The sequence below is a fragment of the Streptomyces sp. NPDC002499 genome, from assembly GCF_053595415.1.
Map to the genome: position 1 here is coordinate 360,723 of NZ_JBSFXO010000013.1, position 23,434 is coordinate 384,156.

Here is a 23,434-nt window from a genome sequence, read left to right on the forward strand (position 1 = left end):
GGATTCTCGGACGTCCGGGAATTGCCGTCGACCGCTGGGTATTTGCCAGACACTGTCCGGAGTGCCCGGACTGCTCGGATACTTGTCCCGGACGACTACGGCGGGGGCACAGTGGAGACATGGCAGCAGTTCCGGGCGACAATCCGTCGGCTCATGGACGAAGGGGGCGTCACCGCCGGACAGTTACTGAAGACGGCGGGTGACCCTCCGCCCTCGAGGCCTGGTGCGGGGCCATCACCGTCTTTCGAGTTGATCAAACGCGAAACGCTCTACGGCTACCTGAGGGACGTCGACAGGAGGGTCGGCAACGGCTCCTGGGAATCCATCGACAACCTGCTCCGGTGCATTGCGCATTTGGCCGAGGCGAACGGCCGCCCCGTTGCCGTCGATCACCGCTACTGGCAGAGGCGCTGGCAGCGCTGCGAGGACCGGAAAGCCTCACGGTGGTACGAGAAACGGCTGGGCGAGGAGATCGAGCCGCGGCTGTCGCCGGACAGCTGGTTCGGCGGCTGGGACGGCGCGGCCGACGCCGTTTTCGCACATGAGTCCGTCCGAGAGTTCACTGCCTGGCCGCCAGGGCAGGAACGGTTGGAGGCGCTGGCCCAGGCCGTCGCGGGGCTGGGCATCGCCGACGAACCGGAACTGGCGAAGGAAGCGGCCGAGCGGCTGGTCGCCGGAGCGACGGGAGAACTGGGAGGGGACGACCCGAGAACCCTCGCGGCTCGGCACTCGCTCGCCTTCTGGACCGGCCAGGCTGGTTACCTCCGGCGCGCGTGGACGCTCACCACCGAGTTGCGCGCCGACTGCCGTCATGGGCTGGGCGACGATCACATCCTCAGCCGGCTGGCCGCGCTCCGTGAGGCCCTGTGGACGGGGCACATGGGGCGATGGCACGAAGCCAACCGGCTCTACGCCGCGGTAGTCCGGTTCGAAGACACTTGCTCGGACCCAGAACCCCACATCCGGCTTCTCGCCCGCTGGGGCATGGCCCGCACGGGAGGCCGCACGGGCCAGTGGACGCATGCCTACGCTGAACTGAACGACCTACTGCCGTTTGTGACCGACCTCTTCGGAGCGGGCCACCCCGTGGCGCTCCAGGCGGGAGGAGCACATGCCTGGGCCGTCGGACGGGCTGGTGATTCCGAGAAGGCACGACACCTTCTGGAACGGCTCGCCGAGCGAGCCGAGAACACCCTTCGCCCCGCTCATCCCAGCGCCCTGTGGCTTCGCATCTCCCTGGCATACTGGACCCAGCAGTGCGCCAGGGACACGCAATCGCTCTCCATCGTGGCCACGGCACGCGAACAGTGTGAGTCACTCCTGGGGAGGGACCATCCCCTCAGTATTCAGGCCGCGGAGGTCGCGGCGTTGCTTCTCGTCGACGCCGATCAGGAGGCGGCTCAGGCTGCCCTCTCCGACGTACTGGAGCGTATGGAGCGTTGCTACGGCCGCTCGCATCCCTTCACCTTGCAGGCGATGTCGAACTACACAGCCGTCCGCGCCAGCATCAAAGGACCAGCGCCATACGTGGGGATCTTTTCGGACCTTGCCGACCAGCTGGGCCGGGCACTGGGAGTCGAACATCCCGACACCCTCCGCGTCCGTCTAAACCTTGTCGTCGCCGTCCTTGGCACCAGTGGTCCCCAGGCGGCCCAGTCGCCCTGCGCCGAGGTGGCCACCACCTTCAAGATGCTGCTGGGAGAAGATCACCCGGACACTCTTGCGGCCATGGAACTTCTGGAGGAGATCGAGGTACGAGCGGAGAGTGAAAGGAATCTCCCCACACCGCCGAGTCAGCCGTATTTCAGGGGATTCACGGGTAGCGGCGGAGGTGGAGGAGGTGGCGGAGAGCCTAGTGATCGTGCTCTCAAAACCCGTGTCAGTCCGATCCGCTGGTCCACTGAACGGAATGAGGGAGAGGATCACCTCGACCACCAGAGGGATGGGTTCGAGATCTTGGCGGCGGTCGCCTCGCTTCCGGTCAGCACATGGAGCTACCAGGGCGAGGAGGACGTATGGCATCTCGGTCCCATGGCCCAGGACTGGAACGCGGCATTCGGCCTGGGACCGGATGACCGCAGCATTCACCTGGTCGACGTCAATGGAGTCTCCCTCGTCGCGGTCCAGGCCCTGCACCGTCTGATGCGTGACCTGGAGGCCGAGGTGAACGCTCTCCGTGCCCGGCTCGAGGCAGGATCCGAAGACTGAGCTTTGACGCCTTACCGTCGCTCAGGCATTCTCAGCCCGTCCGGCGTTTGAGGACGAGGCCGTTCAGGCCGAAAGCGGGGGTCTGGGGGCGGCAGCCCCCAGAGGACGCCGAGGACACCGACGCAAGCCGCGGAAAGGCACCCGCACAAAAACAGGGGCGGCACTGCTCAGCTTCCGCAGGTACAGTGCGCAGATCAGCAGAACCCTCAGGGTGAGGCCCCGCACGTGTTGACCCAGACCACCTCCCGAGTGCTCGAACCGAGTGACCTGGAAGCGGCGCTCGCAGTTCTGGACCGCGAGCCCGTCGCGAACGCCTTCGTGACGTCACGCGTCCAGATCGCAGGCCTCGACCCCTGGCGACTCGGCGGCGAGATGTGGGGCTTCTACGAGGACGGCATGCTGACGTCCCTCTGCTACGCGGGCGCCAACCTGGTCCCGATCTGTGCGACCCCCAAGGCCGTACGGTCCTTCGCGGACCGCGCCCGCCGGGCCGGCCGCCGCTGCTCCTCGGTCGTCGGCCCCGCCGAGGCCGTCTCCCAGTTGTGGCGGCTCCTCGAACCGAGCTGGGGCCCGGCCCGTGAGGTCCGCTCACGCCAGCCCCTCATGGTCGCCGACCGCATGCCCACGGACATCGCCCCGGATCCCTACGTCCGCCGCATCCGCAAGGACGAGATGGACACGATCATGCCGGCCTGCGTGGCGATGTTCACCGAGGAGGTCGGCGTGTCCCCGCTGGCCGGCGACGGCGGCCTCCTCTACCAGGCCCGGGTCGCCGAACTCGTAGGCGCGGGCCGCTCGTTCGCCCGTGTCGACGAACACGGCAAGGTCGTCTTCAAGGCCGAGATCGGCGCGGCGACCTCGCAGGCGTGCCAGATCCAGGGCGTATGGGTGGCCCCGGAGTACCGGGGGAGAGGCGTGGCGGCACCGGGCATGGCAGCGGTCCTGCGCTACGCCCTCGCGGACGTGGCCCCCTTGGTGAGCCTGTACGTGAACGACTTCAACACCCCGGCGAGGCGGACGTACCACCGCGTGGGCTTCCAGGAGATCGGCGCCTTCATGAGCGTCCTGTTCTAGTCACCGTCAGCCACTTGCAACCCGCACCAGGCAGATGACCGACGCCCCCCTGTACCCTCCCCGCATGGACCTCGTCATCGGCCCCCTCGACCTCTCAGCCCACGTCGACGAGGCCCTAGCCGTCCAGGCCGTCGCCTTCGGACTCGGCGCGGACGAGGTAGCCGTACGCCGCCAGATCGTCCTCCGCCACATGACCCACCCCGGCGCAAGGGCCCTAGGCGCGACCGTCGGACGACACCTCGTCGGGTTCGTGTACGGCATGCCCAACAACCGCGGCCACTGGTGGTCCACCGTCGTCGAGCCCTATCTCCACGAACAGGGCCACGACAACTGGCTCGACGACTCCTTCGTGATCACCGAGCTGCACGTCCACCCGGGCCACCAGAACCGCGGCATCGGCCGCTCCCTGATCACGACGATCACGGACACCGCCGCCGAGCCCCGCTCGATCCTCTCCGCGATCGACACCGACAGCCCGGCCCGCGGCCTCTACCACTCCCTCGGCTACCAGGACCTGGCCCGCCGCGTCCTGTTCCCGAGCGCCCCCAAGCCGTACGCGGTGATGGGCGCCCCCCTCCCGCTCCTCCGCCGCTAACCGATTTCCACCCCCACAGCGCGCCCGGCTAACCTCCTAGCCATCACCCTTTTCCGGCAGGAGTACGAGAACCATGGCGAACGCACCGGTCCAGCGCATGTCCCAGTTGATGGCGAAGACGCTGCGCGACGACCCGGCGGACGCCGAGGTCCTCAGTCACAAGCTCCTCGTCCGGGCCGGCTACGTCCGCCGCACCGCGGCCGGCATCTGGTCCTGGCTGCCGCTCGGCAAGAAGGTGCTGTCCAACGTCGAGCGGATCGTCCGTGAGGAGATGGACGCGATCGGCGCCCAGGAGGTGCTGCTCCCCGCGATCCTGCCCCGCGAGCCGTACGAGGCGACCGGCCGCTGGGACGAGTACGGCCCCGAGCTGTTCCGCCTCCAGGACCGCAAGGGCGGCGACTACCTGCTCGGCCCGACCCACGAGGAGATCTTCACCCTGCTGGTGAAGGACCAGGCGTCCTCCTACAAGGACCTGCCGGTCATCCTCTACCAGATCCAGAACAAGTACCGCGACGAGGCCCGCCCGCGGGCCGGCATCCTGCGCGGCCGCGAGTTCCTGATGAAGGACTCCTACTCCTTCGACACGGAGGACGAGGGCCTCGCCAAGTCCTACGCCCTGCACCGCGAGGCCTACCAGCGCGTCTTCGAGCGCCTCGGCCTCGACTACCGCATCTGCGCCGCCACCGCCGGCGCGATGGGCGGCTCCAAGTCGGAGGAGTTCCTCGCTCCCGCCGAGGCCGGCGAGGACACCTTCGCGGACTGCCCCAACTGCGACTTCGCGGCCAACACCGAAGCGATCACGTATGAGTTGACGTCCGTGGACGCGACCGGCGTGCCCGCCCTCGAAGAGATCCCCACCCCCGACACCCCCACCATCGAGACCCTCGCCGCCTCCCTCGGCGTCCCGGCCTCCGCCACCCTGAAGAACCTCCTGGTGAAGGTCGACGGCGAGATCGTCGCCGTCGGTGTGCCCGGTGACCGCGAGGTCGACCTGGGCAAGGTCGAGGCCCACTTCGCCCCCGCCACCGTCGAGTTGGTGACGGCGGAGGACTTCACCGGCCGTCCCGACCTGGTGCGCGGCTACGTCGGTCCGCAGGGCCGGGGCGAGAAGGTCACGTACATCGCCGACCCGCGCGTGGCCCCCGGCACGTCCTGGATCACGGGCGCCAACAAGGAGCACACGCACGCCAAGAACGTCGTCGCCGGGCGGGACTTCGAGGTCGACGCGTACGTCGACGTCGTGGTCGTGCAGGAGGGCGACCCCTGCCCGAAGTGCGGCACCGGCCTCAAGCTCGACCGCGCCATCGAGATCGGCCACATCTTCCAGCTGGGCCGCAAGTACGCCGACGCCCTCAAGCTCGACGTCCTGGGCCAGCACGGCAAGCCGGTCCGCGTCACGATGGGCTCCTACGGCATCGGCGTCTCCCGCGCGGTCGCGGCCCTCGCCGAGCAGACCGCCGACGAGCACGGCCTGGTCTGGCCCCGCGAGGTCGCCCCGGCCGACGTGCACGTCGTCGCGGCCGGCAAGGCCCTCCAGATCGAACTCGCCCTCGACGTCTCCGAGAAGCTGCGCGCGGCCGGACTGCGCGTCCTGGTCGACGACCGGGCCGGCGTCTCCCCGGGTGTGAAGTTCACGGACGCCGAACTCATCGGCGTACCGCAGATTTTGGTGGCGGGCCGCCGGTCCGCCGAGGGTGTCCTGGAGCTCAAGGACCGCAAGTCCGGTGAGCGCGAGGAGTTGACGGTGGACGAGGCGATCGCCCGTCTCACCGTCTGACGCCCTGATTTAAGACACCTCTCAGGGAGTTCTTCCGGGGCGTATGGGCGCCTCACAGACTTCTCTCAGGCAGTTCCCCGACCGTAGTGGGTGACACAGAGTCACCAGGGAGGGGAACGGACATGAACAGCAGGGAACGAGGTGCCGCGGCCGCGGTCCGCAGAGGGACCCGGCGCACGGCGGCGACAGCGGCGGCGGTCACTTTGGCGGCCGCCGCCGGGATGTTCGCGCTCATCGGCACGATGGACACGGACACGAGCGCGTCCTCGACGAACACGACCACGAGCAGCGACAGCAGTAGCAGTACGACGGACTCGTCGACGTCGAGCAGTTCGTCCAACGGCGGCTCGTCGACGGACAGTTCGTCGAGCGACAGCTCGTCCTCGACCGACAACTCCTCGTCGAGCAGCTCGTCCTCCAGCGGGGGCCTCACCTCCTCCAGCGGCGGCTCCACCGACTCCACGTCGGGGGCGTCGTGATGACCACCGCCCCGCGTATCACCCCGGACACCGCCCCGCGCACCACGGCCGCCACCGAATGGCGTGCCCTCGGCACCCGCGTCCGTCTGGTCGTCACCGAACCCGCCCTGCTCGACTCCTGCAACCTGCTGCTCGCCCGGCATCTCGCCGAGGTGGACGCGGCCTGCAGCCGCTTCCGCGCCGACTCCGAACTCGCCGCCCTCGACACCACCGACGGCCGCCCGGTCCGGGTCAGCCCGCTGCTCGCCCAGGCCCTCGAAGTCGCCCTGCGCGCCGCCGAGTCGACCGACGGAACCGTCGACCCCACGGTCGGCTCGGCGATGGACGCGATCGGCTACGACCGCGACTTCACCCTCGTCCAGGAGGACGACCGGCCCCTCCGGCTCACCGTCAAGCGGGCCCCGGGCTGGCGCACGGTGAGCCTGGACCGCGCCACGGACACGGTCACCGTCCCGGCGGGCGTCCGCCTCGACCTGGGTGCGACCGCCAAGGCCTGGGCCGCCGACCGGGCCGCAACGATGCTCGCGCGGGCGGCCGGCTGCGGAGTGCTGGTGAGCCTCGGCGGCGACACGGCCGTCGCGGGCCGGGCTCCGGCGGGCGGCTGGCAGATCCGCGTCCAGGACGTGACCGGAGCGGTCGACGAAACGCCCGCGCAAGGGCCGTACGCCACGGTCGGCCTGCACTCCGGCGGCCTCGCCACCTCGGGCACGGCCGCCCGCAACTGGCGCCGGAGCGGCCACGACCTCCACCACATCGTCGACCCGCGCACCGGCCTCCCGGTCCGCTCCCCGTGGCGTACGGTCTCGGTCGCCGCGGACAGGTGCGCGGACGCGAACGCGGCGACCACGGCGGCCCTGGTGAAGGGCGCGGGGGCGGAGCGCTGGCTGACCCGACTGGGCCTGCCCGCACGGCTGGTGGCACACAGCGGGGCGGTCGTCACGACACCCGGCTGGCCCACGGAAGCCGCCGACCTGGAGGCCGCCGCGTGAGCTCCGAGATCCTCTGGTACGCCAACCGCGCGACCGGCGCCGTCTGCCTGGTCCTCTTCACGGTCGTCATCCTGCTCGGCATCGCGGTCCGTCTGCGGACCCGGCTCCCCGGCCTGCCCCGCTTCGGCACGGTCTCCCTCCACCGCAGCCTCTCCCTCTCCGCGATGGTCTTCCTGGCCCTGCACATCGCGTTCGCGGTGATCGACAGCTACGTGGACATCACGGTCGTGGACGTCGTCGTCCCGTTCGCCTCGAACTACCGGCCGCTGTGGCTGGGCCTGGGCACGGTCGCCCTCGACCTGATGCTCGCGGTCGTGGTCACCAGCCTGCTCCGCGCCCGGATGGGTCACCGCGCCTGGCGCGCGGTGCACTGGCTCGCGTACGCCTCCTGGCCCGTCGCCCTGATCCACGGCATCGGCATCGGCACGGACACCGGCGCCGACTGGATGACCTGGCTGACCGTCTCCTGCGTGGCCGCGGTCGTCGCCGCCGTCGGCATCCGCCTGGCGCACGCCGCCCGCGCCGCCCGGCGGACCCCCGCCGCCCTGCTGCGCACCGCCGAAGGAGCCCGCTCATGACCGCGACCTTCCCCGACCTGCACATGTCCCCGCGGCTCCTCGCCCCCGGCAGCACCCCGGCCGACCTCGCCACGCACCACCAGCGGTACGGGCCCCTGGCGTACGGCGATCCGGACGGCGTCCTGCGCGCGGTCGCGGAGTCCGGGCTGACCGGGCGCGGGGGAGCGGCGTTCGCGGTGTACCGCAAGCTCGTGGCGGTCGCCGACGCGGGCCGCCGCACCGGCCGTGCCCCGGTGGTCGTCGCCAACGGCGCCGAGGGCGAGCCCGCCAGCCACAAGGACAAGACGCTGCTGCGCCTCTCGCCCCACCTGGTCCTGGACGGACTGCAGATCGCCGCCCAGGCGGTCGGCGCGGACGAGGCCCACCTCGCGGTCGAGGACGGCGCCTCCTACCTGGAGGCCGCGCTGGCCCGGCGCGCCGACCCGCTCCGCGTCACCGTCGTACGGGTGCCGAAGCGGTTCCTGTCCGGGCAGTCCTCGGCGCTGGCCCAGTACCTCTCCGGGGCCGCCGCACTGCCGGCCCACCAGGACCCGCCGGTGCGCGAACGCGGGGTGCGCCGGGCGCCCACCCTCGTCCAGAACGTCGAGACCCTGGCCCACCTGGCCCTGGTCGCCCGCTACGGCGCCGACTGGTTCCGCACCGCGGGCACCCCGGCCCAACCCGGCAGCGCCCTGTGCACGGTTCACGTCCCCGGCCGTCAAGTCCGGGTCGTGGAAGCCCCGTTCGGCATGCCGCTCAGCCGCATCATCCCGATGGACGCCACCACATCGGCCATCCTCCTCGGCGGCTACCACGGCACCTGGATCCCGGCCCCCGAAGCAGCCCAACTCCCCCTGGACGCAACCACCATGGGCGCCGGCGTCCTGGCCGCCCTCCCCGCCACCCACTGCGGCCTCGCCGAAACCGCCCGCGTCCTGCGCTACTTGGCCCTCCAGTCGGCGGGCCAGTGCGGCCCCTGCCTCAACGGCCTGCCCCGCATGGCCGCCGCGTTCCAGACCCTGGCCACCCCCGGCCCCCAAGGCACCGCCCGCACCGACATAGCCCGCTGGTCGGGCCTGGTCGAGGGCAGAGGCGCCTGCCACCACCCCGACGGCACGACCCGCCTGGCCCGCAGCGCGCTCACCACGTTCACGGCCGAACTGGACGCCCACGCAAGGGGTTTGTGCACGGCAACCATCCACACACCTTTGCTGCCAGTCCCTCAGGAGAACTGACATGGACCAACACATCACGGTCGACTGGACGGCGTGCCAAGGGCACGGCTTGTGCGCCGAGTTGCTCCCGGACCACATCACCCTGGACGAATGGGGCTACCCGTTGGTGGAGGGGTCCCCTGTGCCGGCCCGCACGGCAAAGCGAGCGCGGAGAGCAGCGGCCGACTGTCCCGTCCTAGCTCTGAAACTGACGTCGGCATGATTCTTTTAGGGGCGCGGGGAACTGCGCGACCAGCCCCCACAAACCCGCAGCCAACGAACAACCTCTATAGCCAGCCCGCAAACTCCAGCAACAACTCAGCATCCCTCAACCGCCCCACCCGAAGCGCCCGCAGCCCCGACTCCACAGCCCGAAACAACGTCCACCCCCGCAACCGCTCCTGATCAACCTCCAACGACTCAGCAAGCCGCTTAACGCGCCGCCGAGTGGTCGCCGCCCCCGACGGCGAAGCAATCAGATCCTCCACCCGATCCCGAACCAACCGCGCAAGATCAAACGCACACTCACCCACCACCGGATCCGGCCCCACCGCCAACCAAGGAGACCGCTCACCCGCCAACACCTTGCTCTGCCGAAACGTCCCGTGCAGCAACCGCACCTCCGGCGGCGCGGCCAACAACTCCTCCCGAGCCACCAGCGCCGCATCGACCAGCGAAACAACCTCCCCGCCGGCCCCCGCCCTCATGGCCTCGGCCTGTCGCCCGGTCCGCTCGGCGACGGTCTCGAACACATGCCCACCGGGCGGCTCGACCCAAAGCCGCCGCAACGCTCCCGCCGCCTCGAGCAACGCCTTCGCCTCCGGCAACGACCGCACGGAAACATCGGGATGCAGCCGCTCCAGCAACAGCACCCCTTCACCCCCAGCCCCCTCCAGCAGCTGCACAGCCCCCCGCCCACCCCAGTGCGCCAGCGCGACCCGCTCGCTCTCCGGCCGGGCACGGCCCGGCGCCAGCTTGAGCACGGCCGGCGTCCCGTCGGCCCGCCGCACCAGCACCACCAGGCTGCTGCGCCCACCGGGCACCTGCACCCGCTCCACGGTCAACTCGCGTAGAGCGACGGCCTGTTGCGCCGCCGCGGGCAGCTTCTCCAACCAGCCGTCACCGTCCGGTGCCGTCTCACCGAGCGCCCTCACCAGACGCTGCGGCGGTTCGAAAGCCATACGCGAGCAGTTCCTTTCCCCTACGTGTCACCCAGCGGGCGTTGCCGTGGGCGTCACTGAGGCCGAGGCGTCGGAAGCCCGTTCGGCAAGCCCTGGGAAGGCTACGCTCTCGCCGCGCCAGCGCACCGCCCGCACCGCCGCCTCCCGCACCGCTCCGGCGGCCGTCCGCCGCCGCTCACCATCGGTCGCCCGCACCAGGTCGGAGTACACCCCGGCCACCCGGTCCTCCAGCTCCGCGGCGAGCCGCACGGCCGAGGGCGAGTCCGTCACCGGGAAGGGCAGGGCGTACGCGGCCGAGGCCGCGACCGGCGTACCGCCCAGGTCCCGCACCTCCCGCGCGAGCGCGTCCCGCCGGGCCCGATGGGCGTCGTACGCCGACCGGGCCTCGGTCCGACGCCCCTCACGGATCCGGCCGCCGACGACCCCGTACCCGTAGACGGCCGCGTGCTCCGCCGCGAGCGCCGCCTGGAAGGCCGCCAGCTCCGTCTTGGCCGCCTTCTTCTCGCCGTCGCTCACCGGGCACCTTCCGTCAGCAGATACGCGTGGGCCGCCCCGGCCGCCGCCACCGAGGCCAGCAGCCGGGCGGGTTCTCCGGGTACGTCGAGGAGCGCCGTCGTGCGCCGGTCGGCGAGCGCCCGCTCGGCGGCGGCCAGGTCGACGAGGGCGTCCTGCGGGGTCCCGGGGACGGGAGTACCGGACGGCGAGGCCGACGCGGACGCCGCACCCGCATCGGTGGCCGCGCCCGTACCCGCGCTCTCCATGCTCCCCGCACTCCCTGTCTTCGGCCCGGCCACCGAACCCCCGAACGCCACCGTGTGCCGCACGACCTCCGCCCGCAGCGGCGCCAGCCGCTCCGCGAGGGCCGGATACATGGCGATCACGGCGTCGTAGCGCTCCACGAGACCGGAGCTGTCCCGGGCCGCACGCGCGCGTACGCGTGCGGTCGCGGACATGCTGCCGCTGGTGTTCTCCTCGTCCCCGCCGGACCCGGAGGAGCAGCCCGCGAGTAGGGCGGCGCCGGCGGCCGTGGCGAGGAGGGTTCTTCTGCGCGGACCCGAGGGGGTGCGCGGTGGCGGGGGGTACGGCACGGCAGTCGTCCTCGAAGGCTCGTACGAATCCGCGGGCGGGAAGGGCGGCCCGCAGGTGATCACCGTACCCGCGCCCCCGCCCGGTACCCCTCACCGGCACCGCCCATGTGTGCGAGGGCCGTCGATGGTCCGTACGTGGACGGCAACACACCCCGCGACCGGATACCCTTTGACCAGACACGCGACCTTCCCACAACAGCACACGCGGCCGAGGAGTCACCCGGATGAGCACCACCCAGAGCGAGAGGCTGCGAGAGCTCCTGGAGCCGCTCGTCAACTCCCAGGGACTGGATCTCGAAGAGATCGCGGTGGACTCCGTCGGACGCAAGCGTGTGCTGAGTGTCGTCGTCGACTCCGACACCGGGGCGGACCTGGACCAGATCGCCGATGTGAGCCGCGCGCTCTCGGCGAAGCTCGACGAGACGGACGCGATGGGCGCGGGCGAGTACACGCTCGAAGTCGGGACCCCGGGCGCGGAGCGCCTCCTCAAGGAACACCGGCACTACCTGCGTGCCGTGGGGCGGCTGGTGAAGTTCCAGCCGGTCGAGGGCGACGAGCTGGTCGCCAGGATCCTGGCGGTCGACGACGAGGGCCTCGACCTCGAAGTGCCCGGCGTGAAGGGCCGCAAGGCCACCAGCCGCAGACTCGCCTTCGCCGGCATCGAGAAGGCGCGCGTGCAGGTCGAGTTCAACCGCAAGGACAGCGACAAGTCCGACGACAAGTCCGACGACGTGTCCGACGAGAAGGAAGAGGAGGCGTAGCCATGGACATCGACATGAGTGCCCTGCGGGGCTTGGTACGGGAGAAGGAGATCTCCTTCCCCCTGCTGGTCGAGGCGATCGAGTCGGCCCTCCTCATCGCCTACCACCGAACCGACGGAAGCCGCCGCCACGCACGCGTGGAGCTCAACCGCGAGACGGGTCACGTCACGGTGTGGGCGAAGGAGGACCCCGAGGACCTGGAGGAGGGGCAGGAGGCGCGCGAGTTCGACGACACCCCGTCCGACTTCGGCCGTATCGCCGCCACCACCGCCAAGCAGGTCATCCTGCAGCGGCTGCGCGACGCCGAGGACGACGCGACGCTCGGTGAGTACGCCGGGCGCGAGGGCGACATCGTCACGGGCGTGGTCCAGCAGGGCCGCGACCCGAAGAACGTGCTCGTGGACATCGGCAAGCTGGAGGCCATCCTGCCGGTGCAGGAGCAGGTGCCCGGCGAGACGTACCAGCACGGCATGCGGCTGCGGTCGTACGTGGTCCGCGTGGCGAAGGGTGTCCGCGGTCCGTCCGTGACGCTTTCCCGTACGCACCCGAACCTGGTGAAGAAGCTGTTCGCGCTGGAGGTGCCGGAGATCGCCGACGGGTCCGTCGAGATCTCCGCGATCGCCCGCGAGGCCGGCCACCGCACCAAGATCGCCGTCCGCTCCACCCGCTCCGGGCTCAACGCCAAGGGCGCGTGCATCGGCCCCATGGGCGGCCGGGTCCGCAATGTGATGGGCGAACTGAACGGCGAGAAGATCGACATCGTCGACTGGTCGGACGACCCGGCCGAGATGGTCGCCAACGCGCTCTCCCCGGCCCGGGTCTCCAAGGTCGAGGTGGTGGACCTCGCGGCCCGCTCCGCGCGCGTGACGGTGCCGGACTACCAGCTGTCGCTGGCCATCGGCAAGGAGGGCCAGAACGCCCGCCTCGCGGCCCGGCTGACCGGCTGGCGGATCGACATCCGGCCCGACACGGAGCAGCCCGAGGAATAGATCTGAGCCGTCACTGGCTGAGATCACGACAACAACCGTTCGATTCTTGCCCCAAAGGGGTGAGGTCGGTGCGGGGAGGTAGACTTAAGAGTGTCTGGCCGGACGCGAGCCCGCGCATGCCCTGAGCGCACCTGTGTGGGGTGCCGGGAGCGAGCGGCCAAGAAGGACTTGCTGCGCATCGTGGCGGTCGAGGGCGAGTGCGTCCCCGATCATCGCGGTACGCTGCCCGGCCGGGGTGCTTATGTGCACCCCGCCCTGGTCTGTCTCGACCTGGCGGTACGTCGCCGGGCGTTCACACGGGCGCTGCGCGCCCCGGGAGCGCTCGACACAAAGGCGTTGCGCTTCTATGTCGAGCAGGCAACACCGTAAGAGCGAGTCGTACGGAACCTCCGTGCGGCCCGGTATTCCGCGAGTTGGAAGTAGGTCGAGATTGCGATGAGCACTCGATGAGCACGCGATGAGTACGCCCATGAAGTAGCGACGGTCCGGACGCACCCGGACCTAAAAGGAGCGAAGTGGCTAAGGTCCGGGTATACGAACTCGCCAAGGAGTTCGGGGTCGAGAGCAAGGTCGTCATGGCCAAGCTCCAGGAACTCGGTGAATTCGTCCGTTCGGCGTCTTCGACCATCGAAGCGCCCGTCGTCCGTAAGTTGACGGACGCCCTCAATCAAGGCAACGGAGGCGGCAAGCCCGCCTCCGCGCGTAAGGCTGCCCCGGCCAAGCCGGGCGCCCCCTCTCCGGCGCAGGCTGCCCGTCCGGCCGCCCCGCGCCCGCCGGCCCCGAAGCCGGCCGTCGCCGAGCGGCCCGCGGCTCCCGCCGCGCCGGCCACCTCCGGCACCCGTCCCACCCCGGGCCCGAAGCCCGCGCCGCGACCGGCTCCGGCCTCTCCGGCGCCGACGGCGCCCGAGTTCACCGCGCCTCCGGCGGCTCCGGCCGCTCCGGTCGCGCCCGCCGCTTCGGCCGCCCCCGCATCCGCCGCGGGTCCGCGTCCGGGTGCTCCGCGTCCGGCCGGCCAGGCGCCGCGTCCGGGTTCCCGTCCGAGCGGTCCCGGCCAGGACCGTGGCGAGCGCGGCGGCGACCGCGGCCAGGGTGCCCGTCCCGGTGCTCCGCGTCCGGCAGGTCAGGGCGCGCGTCCCGGTGCTCGTCCGGCCGGTCCCCGTCCGGGCAACAACCCCTTCACCTCCGGTGGTTCCACCGGCATGGCGCGCCCCGGCGCTCCTCGTCCCGGTGGCGCCCCGCGTCCCGGCGGCCAGGACCGCCCGGGTGGTGCTCCCGGCGGCGCCCCGCGTCCGCAGGGTGCCGGCCAGGGCGGTCCCCGTCCCCAGGGTGCTTCGGGCGGTCCCCGTCCCGGCGCTCCGGGCGGCTCGCGTCCCACCCCGGGCGGCATGCCTCGCCCGCAGGGCGGCGCTCCGCGTCCGGGCGGTGGCCCCGGTGGCAACCGTCCCAACCCTGGCATGATGCCGCAGCGTCCCGCTGCGGGTAACCCTCGTCCCGGCGGCGGCCCCGGTGGCCGTGGTCCCGGCGGTGGCGGCGGCGGTCGTCCCGGCGGTCCCGGTGGCGGCGGCGGTCGTCCCGGTGGCGGCGGTTTCGCCGGTCGTCCGGGTGGCGGCGGTGGCGGTTTCGCCGGTCGTCCCGCGGGTCCCGGTGGCGGTGGCGGCGGTTTCGCCGGCCGTCCGGGTGCTCCCGCCGGTGGCGGCGGTGGCCGTCCCGGCTTCGGCGGTCGTCCCGGTGGTCCGGGTGGCCGTGGTGGCACACAGGGCGCCTTCGGCCGTCCCGGTGGTCCCGCGCGTCGCGGTCGCAAGTCGAAGCGGCAGAGGCGCCAGGAGTACGAGGCCATGCAGGCCCCGTCGGTCGGCGGTGTGATGCTGCCTCGTGGCAACGGACAGTCCGTCCGTCTGTCGCGCGGTGCCTCGCTCACCGACTTCGCCGAGAAGATCAACGCCAACCCGGCGTCGCTCGTCGGCGTGATGATGAACCTCGGCGAGATGGTCACTGCCACGCAGTCCGTCTCCGACGAGACGCTGAAGCTCCTCGCGGACGAGATGAACTTCGTCCTCGAGATCGTCAGCCCCGAGGAGGAGGACCGCGAGCTGCTCGAGTCCTTCGACATCGAGTTCGGCGAGGACGAGGGTGGCGAGGAGTTCCTCGTCGCGCGTCCGCCGGTCGTGACCGTCATGGGTCACGTCGACCACGGTAAGACCCGACTGCTGGACACCATCCGCAAGACGAACGTCGTCGCGGGCGAGGCCGGCGGTATCACGCAGCACATCGGTGCGTACCAGGTCGCGACCGAGGTCAACGGCGAAGAGCGTCGCATCACCTTCATCGACACCCCGGGTCACGAGGCGTTCACCGCCATGCGTGCCCGTGGTGCCAAGTCGACCGACATCGCGATCCTCGTGGTGGCGGCCAACGACGGTGTGATGCCCCAGACGATTGAGGCGTTGAACCACGCCAAGGCGGCCGACGTGCCGATCGTGGTCGCGGTCAACAAGATCGACGTCGAGGGCGCCGACCCGACCAAGGTGCGCGGTCAGCTCACCGAGTTCGGTCTGGTGGCCGAGGAGTACGGCGGCGACACGATGTTCGTCGACATCTCCGCCAAGCAGGGTCTGAACATCGACTCCCTGCTGGAGGCCGTGGTCCTGACCGCGGACGCCTCGCTCGACCTGCGGGCCAACCCTGAGCAGGACGCGCAGGGCATCGCGATCGAGTCCCACCTCGACCGTGGCCGCGGTGCCGTCTCGACGGTCCTGGTCCAGCGCGGCACGCTGCGCATCGGCGACACGATGGTGGTCGGCGACGCGTACGGCCGAGTCCGGGCGATGCTCGACGACAACGGCAACAACGTCGAGGAAGCGACTCCGTCGACCCCCGTCCTGGTCCTGGGTCTCACTAACGTCCCGGGCGCCGGCGACAACTTCCTCGTCGTCGACGAGGACCGCACGGCACGTCAGATCGCCGAGAAGCGCGCGGCGCGTGAGCGCAACGCCAACTTCGCCCGGCGCGGAGTCCGGTTCTCCCTGGAGAACCTGGACGAGGCCCTCAAGGCCGGTCTGGTGCAGGAACTCAACCTCATCATCAAGGGCGACGCGTCCGGTTCGGTGGAGGCTCTCGAGTCCTCGCTGCTCCAGCTCGACGTCGGCGAAGAGGTCGACATCCGCGTCCTGCACCGCGGCGTGGGTGCGGTCACCGAGTCGGACATCGACCTGGCGACCGGCTCCGACGCGATCGTCATCGGCTTCAACGTCCGCGCTGCGGGCCGCGCGGCGCAGATGGCGGAGCGCGAGGGCGTCGACGTCCGGTACTACTCGGTGATCTACCAGGCCATCGAGGAGATCGAGGCGGCCCTGAAGGGCATGCTCAAGCCGGAGTACGAGGAGGTCGAGCTCGGCACGGCGGAGATCCGCGAGGTCTTCAAGTCGTCCAAGCTGGGCAACATCGCCGGTGTCCTGGTCCGCTCGGGCGAGGTCAAGCGCAACACCAAGGCGCGCCTCGTCCGCGACGGCAAGGTCATCGCGGAGAGCCTCAACATCTCCGGGCTGCGTCGCTTCAAGGACGACGTCACCGAGATCCGCGAAGGGTTCGAGGGCGGTATCAACCTCGGCAACTTCAACGACATCAAGGTCGACGACGTCATCGCGACGTACGAGATGCGCGAGAAGCCTCGCGTCTGACCGGTGCAGCACGCGATCGGGGCCGATCGGCGGAGAGAATATTTCCGTCGATCGGCCCCGGCCGTTGCGTGTACGGTTCCGGTATCGGCGCCCAGGAAGGCGCCCATACCCCGAACCGGCGGGACATCCGGGCACACATGTATGTGGGGACTCTGTCCTTCGATCTGCTCCTCGGCGACGTCCACTCGCTGAAGGAGAAACGCTCTCTCGTCCGTCCGATCGTGGCCGAGCTCCAGCGCAAGTACGCGGTGAGCGCGGCGGAGACGGGCAGCCAGGACCTCCACCGCAGGGCCGAGATCGGGCTCGCGGTGGTCTCCGGGGACACGGGACACCTCACCGACGTACTGGACCGGTGTGAACGGCTGGTCGCCGGGCGGCCCGAGGTGGAACTGCTCTCGGTTCGACGCAGGCTCCACAGCGACGAAGACTGAAGCAAGCAGCACGACGTAGTTACTAAGGAGACGGACCAGTGGCCGACAACGCGCGTGCCAAGAGGCTGGCGGACCTCATCCGAGAGGTGGTGGCCCAGAAGCTGCAGCGCGGGATCAAGGACCCGCGGCTCGGCTCGCACGTCACCATCACGGACACCCGGGTCACCGGGGACCTGAGGGAGGCGACCGTCTTCTACACCGTGTACGGGGACGACGAGGACCGCGCGGCAGCGGCCGCAGGGCTGGAGAGCGCCAAGGGCGTGCTCCGCTCGGCCGTCGGCGCGGCGGCCGGCGTGAAGTTCACGCCGACGCTCGCCTTCGTCGCGGACGCACTGCCGGACAACGCCAAGACCATCGAGGACCTCCTCGACCGGGCCCGGCAGTCCGACGAGAAGGTCCGCGAGGTCTCGGCGGGCGCCGCGTACGCCGGTGACGCCGACCCGTACAAGAAGCCGGGCGAGGACGACGAGGACGACGCCGCCGAATGACCGAGAAGATCCGGACGCCCGACGGCCTTGTCATCGTGGACAAGCCGTCGGGCTTCACCTCGCACGACGTGGTCGCCAAGATGCGCGGCATCGCCCGCACCCGCCGCGTCGGGCACGCGGGAACGCTCGACCCCATGGCGACGGGCGTGCTCGTCCTCGGCGTCGAGAAGGCGACCAAGCTCCTCGGACATCTGGCGCTGACGGAGAAGGAGTACCTGGGCACGATCCGGCTCGGGCAGACGACGGTCACGGACGACGCCGAGGGCGAGATCACGGGGTCGGTCGACGCCTCGAAGGTCACCCGCGAGGCCGTCGACGCCGGGATCGCCGAGCTGAGCGGCGAGATCATGCAGGTGCCGTCCAAGGTCAGCGCCATCAAGATCGACGGCGTGCGCTCCTACAAGCGGGCCCGTGACGGCGAGGACTTCGAGATCCCGGCCCGCCCGGTGACCATCTCGTCCTTCGCGGTGTACGACGTCCGGGAGGCCGTCGCCGAGGACGGCACCCCCGTTCTCGACCTGGTCGTCTCCGTCGTCTGCTCCTCCGGCACCTACATCCGCGCCCTCGCCCGCGACCTGGGCGCCGGGCTCGGCGTCGGCGGCCATCTGACCGCCCTGCGCCGCACCCGCGTCGGCCCCTACAAGCTGGACACCGCGAAGACGCTGGACCAGCTCCAGCAGGAGCTGACCGTGCTGCCGCTCGCCGACGCGGCCGCGGCCGCGTTCCCGCGCTGGGACGTGGACACGAGAAGGGCCCGGCTGCTCACCAACGGCGTACGGCTCGAGGTGCCCGAGGAGTACGCGGGCCGGGGCGCGGTCGCCGTCTTCGACCCCGCGGGCACCTTCCTCGCGCTGGTGGAGGCGCAGAACGGCAAGGCGAAGAGCCTGGCCGTCTTCGGCTGACAGCACTCGGAGCACCGGGCGGTCACCCCGCCCGGTACCCGCCCGTGGAGCGGCGATCACGGGGTCAAGATGTGTCGCCGCTCCACGGTCCCCCTCGGTTCCCCCACCCCTAGGGTGTATCCATCGCTCCCGTCCTATTCACCCGTCCGGGCAGGCGCTCGGAGTGAACCGAGGGAGCGGAAGGGGGCGCTTTCGCCACGCGATCTGTCCCGCCGATCACCCCGCGCCTACCGTCGAGGACAGGGCACAGGTGTACGGCGGGGAGGTCGATCATGGCGGGACGGGGCCCGCGGCCGGCAGCACGCGACAGGGCCCACGACGAGGAGTCGGCGCCCGGCGGCGACGACTCCCTGATCCGCGTCCGCGATCTCGCCGGACGCCCCCGCGGCACCGGCTTCCTGGCCGACCACCACGGCACGGTGATCACCAGCCACGAAGCCGTCGACGGCCTGTCCCGGCTGATCCTGTACGCCGCCGGCGACCGCAGCTGCCTGGTGAGCGCGGACGCGGTGACCGTGCTGCCCGACCTGAACCTGGCCCTGGTCCGCACCGAGGGCCTCGGCGTGGACCCACTGCCGATCAGCGTGCGGGACGACATCGAGACGGGCGCGTACGTCCGGATCGCCGCCGGCTGCTGGCGCGAGGCGCGGGTGCTGGGCACGACGTCCGTGACGTACACCGCGACCGACCGCTTCCATCTCCTCGACGACGCCCTGGAGTTGGCCATCGGCACCGCGGGCCGGGACGCGCTGCGGCTGGGCGGCGGGGCGGCCGGGGGGCCGGTCCTCGACCCCGCGACCGGCGCCGTGATCGGCGTCCTGGGCACCGCTCTGCACAACGGCCACCGGGACGCCGGCTTCGCCGTGCCGCTGCACCCCGTCCCCGGCCCGCTCGCCGACCTGCTCACCGAGAACGCGGCCACCGTGCCCGCCTACGGCGCCGACCTCAACCTCGCCGGCGTCCTCGAACTGACGGCCACCTCGGTCGGCCAGGACGGCCCGCCGGGCACCCTCGCCGGCTACGTCGGCCGCGCGGACGCCGACGCCCCCGGCTCGGTGCAACCGGTCGAACGGGCGGCCACGGCAAGGGAGTTCGCCGCCTTCGCGCAGAGCCCGGCCGCGGTCCTCGCCCTCGTCGGAGCACCGGGCAGCGGCCGTACGACAGAACTCGCGACCCTCGCCGCCCGCCGCCACCGGGCCTCCGAACCGGCCCCCACGCTGTGGCTGCGCGGGGCCGACCTGCACGACGAGGACGTGTCGCTCGCGGACGCGGTGACGCGGGCGCTGGCCCGGGCGGGGCGGATCGTGGCGGCGGGGGAGAGGACCTTCAGGGGTGCGGGAGGGGACCCCGGTGACCTCAGGGGAGGAGACCTCGGTGACAGCAGAGGAGGGGACCTCGGAGGCATCACGGGAGGGGATCTCGGACGCATCGCGGGAGGAGACCTCGGCGACATCACACCGCACCGCCTGGCCCACGTCGCCCGCGCGGCGGGACGCCCCCTGCTGCTGCTCCTCGACGGCCCCGAGGAGATGCCGTCGGTCCTGGCGCACCGGCTGCGGGAGTGGACGACCGGGACGGCGGAGTGGCTGGGGGAGACCGGGGCGCGGCTGGTGGTGGCGTGCCGGGCGGAGTACTGGGAGGCGGCGGGGGCGGAGTTTCCGGGGGAGGCGCTGCACCGGGGATCACTGCCCGGTGAGGACGGTCGGGACGGAGAGCGTGCCGATCCGCGCCTCCCGCCCTGCGTCCGCCTCGACGACCTCACCCCCGACGAAGCCGAGCGCGCCCGCGCCCGTCACGGCATCCCGGAAGGAGTACTGGACGAGCCCGACGACCGGCACCCCCTCACCCTCCGCCTGCTCTCCGAGGTCCGCGCCGCCCTCCCCGACGCCCCGCACGCACGCGTGGACCGCGACGAGGTCTGCTCGGCCTACCTGGACCTGATGTGCCTGCGGATCGCCGTCCGCCTGGCCGCCGAGAACGGCCTGCGCGGGACCGCCGTACGTCGGCTCGCCGCCAGGGTCTCCGGGCAGGTGCACGAGGCGGCCCGGCGCAGTCTCGGACCGGGGCAGGGGGAGTTGGACCGACGGTCGTTCGAGGCGGTGTTCCCCTGGGGCCAGGCCCCGGCGCGGCTCGGTGGCGGTACCGGCTGGGCGTCGGCCGTCCTCACCGAGGGCCTCCTCGTGCCGGCCGGCGGCGGCTACCGGTTCGCCCACGAGGAACTCGCCGACTGGATCCAGGGCGTCCACCTCGACCTCGACGAAGCCCTGCGCGCCCTGGTCCACCGCCGCCCCACCCCACGGAACACCCGCCCCCTGCCCGTGCCGCACCACCGCATCGGCCCCGTCGTCCAGTCCCTGCTCCTCCTGGCCCGCCAGCAGGGCACGCCCCGACTCGCCCTCCGGCTCGACGAGTTGACGCACGCTCTGGAGGCGGACCCGCACTCCTGGTGGGCCACCGCAATCCTCACCGAGACCCTGACGCGGGTACCGGACGCGACGCCGTACCTGGAGCCGTTGCGGTCGCTGGCGGAACTGGTGGTGAGGATGCGGGGGGAGGGCGGCAGCCGGGCCCTGACGCCCGCCTTCTGGACCGGCCTGCGCCTCGCGGACGCCGATCGCTTCGACCTCCTCCGACGGCTCGTGCTCGCCGACGGCCCACCGCAGGACGGCAGTTCGGGCACCGGCACACGCGACGGCACGGACCTTGCGCCCCGGTTCCTCGACGAGACCTCCCGGCTGCTCGCCGCCGACCCCACCGCCGTACAACCGCTGCTCACCCGCTGGTTCGACGACGACCGGCCGTTGCCCGCGACCCCGCACGCGAGCGTCGCCAAGGCCGCGCAGGCGTTGTTGCACACGCACCGGCATCTCGCACTCGACGACCTGACGGAGGTGCTCGTCGAGAGCGCGCATCGGCGGGCGGACGAGCTGCTGGCCGTACTGGCGGAGGACGAACCGTCGGCGGTGTGCCGGGCCGTGGACCGGTGGGCGCACGACGAGCGGCCCTCCCGGCGGGTGGCGGCGATCGCCTACGGGCTGCGCGCCGCCCCGCACGTACGGACCGAGGCCGACCGTGAACTCCTGCGCTACGCGGCCCAGTTCCTCCTCGCCCGCCCCGCCGACTGCACCCTGCACGGCGGCGCCCTCGCCCTCCTGGTCCGCGATCCACACACGCGTGCCCGTCATCTCCCGCAGGCGCTGCGGCACTTCGCGGCCGGTGACCCGCACCTCCCGCCGAGCGCGCTGATCGCCGCCCTCACCACCCACCCCGAGCCGGTCCTGGACGCCTTCCGGGAACGGCTGCGCCGCGCCGACGGCGGACACGCGCTGCGCACCCTCGCCGACGTCACCACGCCCCCGCTGGCCCGCCGAGTCGCCGACCTCGTCCGCGAGGCCGTCGAGCGGCGCCCGGAGACGGCCGCCGACGTGGCCGCGTACGTCGACCGGTGCCTGGACCAGGGGCCGGCCGCCCGGTCCGTGCTGAAGCCGCTGGTCACCGGCCTGCTGGACGGCGGTCAGGAAGGGGTGCGGGCCGCGCTGGCCGCCGTACTCGCCGCCCCCGGCACTCCGGTCTCCCGTCCCCTCCGGCAAGAACTGCTGGAGTTTCTCCTGACCCACGAACACGCCCCGGCCGTCCTGGACGCCCTGCTGCACGCCACCGCCCGCCAGGACGGCGAGGACGTCCGCGACCTCGTCCACCGCACCGGTCTCCTGCTGGTCCGCACCCCGGACGGCGCGGCCCGATTCGACCGCGGCCTGGTCGACCTGGGCCGGCACGTGCCCGGCTTCGCGGCCCGGATGGCGGGCTGGCTGACCGACACCCCGCAGGCCTGGGCCGCCGTGGTGGGCCCGAGCACGCGCCGCATGATCGAGAACCTGTCCGGCGTCCGCGTGCCCGCCTGAGCGCGCCGCCACGCGCGCGCCCACGTGCATCGGGTCACAGCCCCTATGCCGATGCGGGCGGGGGCCGCCCGGCATGGCACCCTTAGACCTGCGTAACAGGTCGGTAGATACGGACACGGGTTCGAGGAGAGCGGTCACAGTGCAGCGCTGGCGTGGCTTGGAGGACATCCCCGAGGACTGGGGGCGCAGCGTCGTCACCATCGGTTCCTACGACGGAGTCCACCGCGGGCACCAGCTGATCATCCGGCACGCCGTGGAGCGCGCCCGTGAGCTGGGCGTCCCCTCCGTCGTCGTCACCTTCGACCCGCACCCCAGCGAGGTCGTCCGCCCCGGCAGTCACCCGCCGCTGCTCGCCCCGCACCACCGCCGCGCCGAACTCATGGCCGAGCTGGGCGTGGACGAGCTGCTGATCCTCCCCTTCACCACCGAGTTCTCGAAGCTCACGCCCGCCGACTTCGTCGTCAAGGTCCTGGTCGACAAGCTGCACGCCAAGGCGGTCGTCGAGGGCCCGAACTTCCGCTTCGGCCACAAGGCCGCCGGAAACGTCGAGTTCCTGATCGAGCAGGGCAAGGTCTACGACTTCGAGGTCGAGGTCGTCGACCTGTTCGTGACCGGTGAGGCGGGCGGCGGCGAACCCTTCTCCTCCACCCTGACCCGGCGCCTGGTGTCCGAGGGCGAGGTCGAGGGCGCCGCCGAGATCCTGGGCCGCCCGCACCGCGTGGAGGGCGTGGTCGTACGCGGCGCCCAGCGCGGCCGCGAGCTCGGCTTCCCGACGGCCAACGTCGAGACCCTGCCCCACACCGCCATCCCCGCCGACGGCGTCTACGCCGGCTGGCTGCACGTCCAGGGCGAGGCGATGCCGGCGGCGATCTCCGTCGGCACGAACCCGCAGTTCGACGGCACCGAGCGCACGGTGGAGGCGTACGCGATCGACCGCGTCGGCCTCGACCTGTACGGCCTGCACGTCGCCGTGGACTTCCTCGCCTTCGTCCGCGGCCAGGCGAAGTTCGCGTCCCTGGACGCGCTGCTCGTGCAGATGGCGGAGGACGTGAAGCGGTGCCGGGAGCTGATCTCGGCGGCGGAGTAACAGTCCGCGCAGCGGAACGGAACGAACGCCGAAGG

General features: G+C 71.7%; 21 protein-coding genes. 17 read left to right on the forward strand and 4 right to left on the reverse strand.

The window, feature by feature from the left end:
- Positions 1–249: 249 nt before the first annotated feature.
- From ACWD5F_RS34920 to ACWD5F_RS34935, 4 genes are all read left to right on the forward strand, one after another.
- Positions 250–2,208: a tail fiber domain-containing protein gene (locus ACWD5F_RS34920; RefSeq protein WP_451260326.1), complete on the forward strand. Its 1,959-nt coding sequence runs from the start codon at positions 250–252 to the stop codon at positions 2,206–2,208.
- Positions 2,209–2,433: 225 nt separating this feature from the next.
- Positions 2,434–3,282: a GNAT family N-acetyltransferase gene (locus ACWD5F_RS34925; RefSeq protein WP_401723023.1), complete on the forward strand. Its 849-nt coding sequence runs from the start codon at positions 2,434–2,436 to the stop codon at positions 3,280–3,282.
- 64 nt (positions 3,283–3,346) lie between these two features.
- Complete coding sequence (locus ACWD5F_RS34930; RefSeq protein ID WP_401723025.1) at positions 3,347–3,877, forward strand: GNAT family N-acetyltransferase; 531 nt, start codon at positions 3,347–3,349, stop codon at positions 3,875–3,877.
- Between the two features lie 73 nt (positions 3,878–3,950).
- The gene (locus ACWD5F_RS34935) at positions 3,951–5,654 is read left to right on the forward strand and encodes a proline--tRNA ligase (RefSeq protein WP_451260327.1); all 1,704 of its coding nucleotides are present in this window, start codon (positions 3,951–3,953) and stop codon (positions 5,652–5,654) included.
- 52 nt (positions 5,655–5,706) lie between these two features.
- On the opposite strand, the gene ACWD5F_RS34940 is transcribed toward ACWD5F_RS34935, so the two are convergent.
- Positions 5,707–6,117 (reverse strand): hypothetical protein, encoded by a 411-nt coding sequence (locus ACWD5F_RS34940; protein WP_451260328.1) that lies wholly within the window; start codon positions 6,115–6,117, stop codon positions 5,707–5,709.
- Between the two features lie 15 nt (positions 6,118–6,132).
- On the opposite strand from ACWD5F_RS34940, the gene ACWD5F_RS34945 reads away from it, so the two are divergent.
- From ACWD5F_RS34945 to ACWD5F_RS34960, 4 genes are read left to right on the forward strand one after another with little or no spacing between them, the layout of a single operon-like run.
- A complete protein-coding gene (locus tag ACWD5F_RS34945; protein ID WP_451260329.1) occupies positions 6,133–7,122 on the forward strand; it encodes an FAD:protein FMN transferase in 990 nt (329 codons plus the stop codon).
- On the forward strand, positions 7,119–7,700 hold the full coding sequence (locus ACWD5F_RS34950; RefSeq protein ID WP_451260330.1) for a ferric reductase-like transmembrane domain-containing protein: 582 nt from the start codon (positions 7,119–7,121) through the stop codon (positions 7,698–7,700). The genes ACWD5F_RS34945 and ACWD5F_RS34950 overlap by 4 nt, the downstream gene beginning before the upstream one ends.
- The gene (locus ACWD5F_RS34955; RefSeq protein ID WP_451260331.1) at positions 7,697–8,914 is read left to right on the forward strand and encodes an NADH-ubiquinone oxidoreductase-F iron-sulfur binding region domain-containing protein; all 1,218 of its coding nucleotides are present in this window, start codon (positions 7,697–7,699) and stop codon (positions 8,912–8,914) included. Before ACWD5F_RS34950 ends, ACWD5F_RS34955 begins: the two co-directional genes overlap by 4 nt.
- 1 nt (position 8,915) lies before the next feature.
- Positions 8,916–9,116 carry a ferredoxin gene (locus tag ACWD5F_RS34960; protein WP_451260332.1) on the forward strand — a complete coding sequence of 67 codons (201 nt, stop codon included), beginning with the start codon at positions 8,916–8,918 and terminating at the stop codon, positions 9,114–9,116.
- A 64-nt stretch (positions 9,117–9,180) separates the two neighbouring features.
- On the opposite strand, the gene ACWD5F_RS34965 is transcribed toward ACWD5F_RS34960, so the two are convergent.
- The 3 genes from ACWD5F_RS34965 to ACWD5F_RS34975 are packed head-to-tail and all read right to left on the reverse strand — an operon-like array spanning position 9,181 to position 11,162.
- Positions 9,181–10,074 (reverse strand): aminoglycoside phosphotransferase family protein, encoded by an 894-nt coding sequence (locus tag ACWD5F_RS34965; protein WP_451260333.1) that lies wholly within the window; start codon positions 10,072–10,074, stop codon positions 9,181–9,183.
- A gap of 27 nt (positions 10,075–10,101) precedes the next feature.
- Positions 10,102–10,590: a ferritin-like domain-containing protein gene (locus ACWD5F_RS34970; RefSeq protein ID WP_451260334.1), complete on the reverse strand. Its 489-nt coding sequence runs from the start codon at positions 10,588–10,590 to the stop codon at positions 10,102–10,104.
- Positions 10,587–11,162: a hypothetical protein gene (locus tag ACWD5F_RS34975; RefSeq protein WP_451260335.1), complete on the reverse strand. Its 576-nt coding sequence runs from the start codon at positions 11,160–11,162 to the stop codon at positions 10,587–10,589. The genes ACWD5F_RS34970 and ACWD5F_RS34975 overlap by 4 nt, the downstream gene beginning before the upstream one ends.
- 224 nt (positions 11,163–11,386) lie before the next feature.
- Between ACWD5F_RS34975 and rimP the strand changes: the two genes are divergently transcribed.
- The 9 genes from rimP (at position 11,387) to ACWD5F_RS35020 (ending at position 23,399) form a co-directional block, all read left to right on the forward strand.
- The gene (gene rimP, locus ACWD5F_RS34980) at positions 11,387–11,923 is read left to right on the forward strand and encodes a ribosome maturation factor RimP (protein WP_451260336.1); all 537 of its coding nucleotides are present in this window, start codon (positions 11,387–11,389) and stop codon (positions 11,921–11,923) included.
- 2 nt (positions 11,924–11,925) lie between these two features.
- Positions 11,926–12,912: a transcription termination factor NusA gene (gene nusA / locus ACWD5F_RS34985; protein WP_451260337.1), complete on the forward strand. Its 987-nt coding sequence runs from the start codon at positions 11,926–11,928 to the stop codon at positions 12,910–12,912.
- A 90-nt stretch (positions 12,913–13,002) separates the two neighbouring features.
- Positions 13,003–13,281 (forward strand): YlxR family protein, encoded by a 279-nt coding sequence (locus tag ACWD5F_RS34990; protein ID WP_123997354.1) that lies wholly within the window; start codon positions 13,003–13,005, stop codon positions 13,279–13,281.
- 146 nt (positions 13,282–13,427) lie between these two features.
- A complete protein-coding gene (infB, locus tag ACWD5F_RS34995) occupies positions 13,428–16,589 on the forward strand; it encodes a translation initiation factor IF-2 (RefSeq protein ID WP_451260338.1) in 3,162 nt (1,053 codons plus the stop codon).
- A gap of 137 nt (positions 16,590–16,726) precedes the next feature.
- Positions 16,727–17,020 carry a DUF503 domain-containing protein gene (locus tag ACWD5F_RS35000; RefSeq protein WP_019074817.1) on the forward strand — a complete coding sequence of 98 codons (294 nt, stop codon included), beginning with the start codon at positions 16,727–16,729 and terminating at the stop codon, positions 17,018–17,020.
- A gap of 38 nt (positions 17,021–17,058) precedes the next feature.
- Positions 17,059–17,508, forward strand: coding sequence for a 30S ribosome-binding factor RbfA (rbfA, locus tag ACWD5F_RS35005; RefSeq protein WP_123997352.1), 450 nt, complete (start codon positions 17,059–17,061; stop codon positions 17,506–17,508).
- Positions 17,505–18,410, forward strand: coding sequence for a tRNA pseudouridine(55) synthase TruB (gene truB, locus ACWD5F_RS35010; protein ID WP_451260339.1), 906 nt, complete (start codon positions 17,505–17,507; stop codon positions 18,408–18,410). The genes rbfA and truB overlap by 4 nt, the downstream gene beginning before the upstream one ends.
- Before the next feature lie 272 nt (positions 18,411–18,682).
- Entirely contained in the window at positions 18,683–22,312 is a 3,630-nt protein-coding gene (locus tag ACWD5F_RS35015; RefSeq protein WP_451260340.1) for a trypsin-like peptidase domain-containing protein, read from the forward strand.
- 139 nt (positions 22,313–22,451) lie between these two features.
- The gene (locus tag ACWD5F_RS35020; RefSeq protein ID WP_451260341.1) at positions 22,452–23,399 is read left to right on the forward strand and encodes a bifunctional riboflavin kinase/FAD synthetase; all 948 of its coding nucleotides are present in this window, start codon (positions 22,452–22,454) and stop codon (positions 23,397–23,399) included.
- The last annotated feature ends 35 nt before the right edge of the window (positions 23,400–23,434 follow it).

What these genes read in the sequence shown, in the direction of transcription:
- ACWD5F_RS34930 (WP_401723025.1), top strand. Translation starts at nt 3,347, where the DNA reads ATGGACCTCGTCATCGGCCCCCTCGACCTCTCAGCCCACGTCGACGAG.
- ACWD5F_RS34935 (WP_451260327.1), top strand. Translation starts at nt 3,951, where the DNA reads ATGGCGAACGCACCGGTCCAGCGCATGTCCCAGTTGATGGCGAAGACG.
- ACWD5F_RS34945 (WP_451260329.1), top strand. Translation starts at nt 6,133, where the DNA reads ATGACCACCGCCCCGCGTATCACCCCGGACACCGCCCCGCGCACCACG.
- ACWD5F_RS34955 (WP_451260331.1), top strand. Translation starts at nt 7,697, where the DNA reads ATGACCGCGACCTTCCCCGACCTGCACATGTCCCCGCGGCTCCTCGCC.
- ACWD5F_RS34960 (WP_451260332.1), top strand. Translation starts at nt 8,916, where the DNA reads ATGGACCAACACATCACGGTCGACTGGACGGCGTGCCAAGGGCACGGC.
- ACWD5F_RS34965 (WP_451260333.1), bottom strand. Translation starts at nt 10,074, where the DNA reads ATGGCTTTCGAACCGCCGCAGCGTCTGGTGAGGGCGCTCGGTGAGACG.
- rimP (WP_451260336.1), top strand. Translation starts at nt 11,387, where the DNA reads ATGAGCACCACCCAGAGCGAGAGGCTGCGAGAGCTCCTGGAGCCGCTC.
- nusA (WP_451260337.1), top strand. Translation starts at nt 11,926, where the DNA reads ATGGACATCGACATGAGTGCCCTGCGGGGCTTGGTACGGGAGAAGGAG.
- ACWD5F_RS35000 (WP_019074817.1), top strand. Translation starts at nt 16,727, where the DNA reads ATGTATGTGGGGACTCTGTCCTTCGATCTGCTCCTCGGCGACGTCCAC.
- truB (WP_451260339.1), top strand. Translation starts at nt 17,505, where the DNA reads ATGACCGAGAAGATCCGGACGCCCGACGGCCTTGTCATCGTGGACAAG.
- ACWD5F_RS35015 (WP_451260340.1), top strand. Translation starts at nt 18,683, where the DNA reads ATGGCGGGACGGGGCCCGCGGCCGGCAGCACGCGACAGGGCCCACGAC.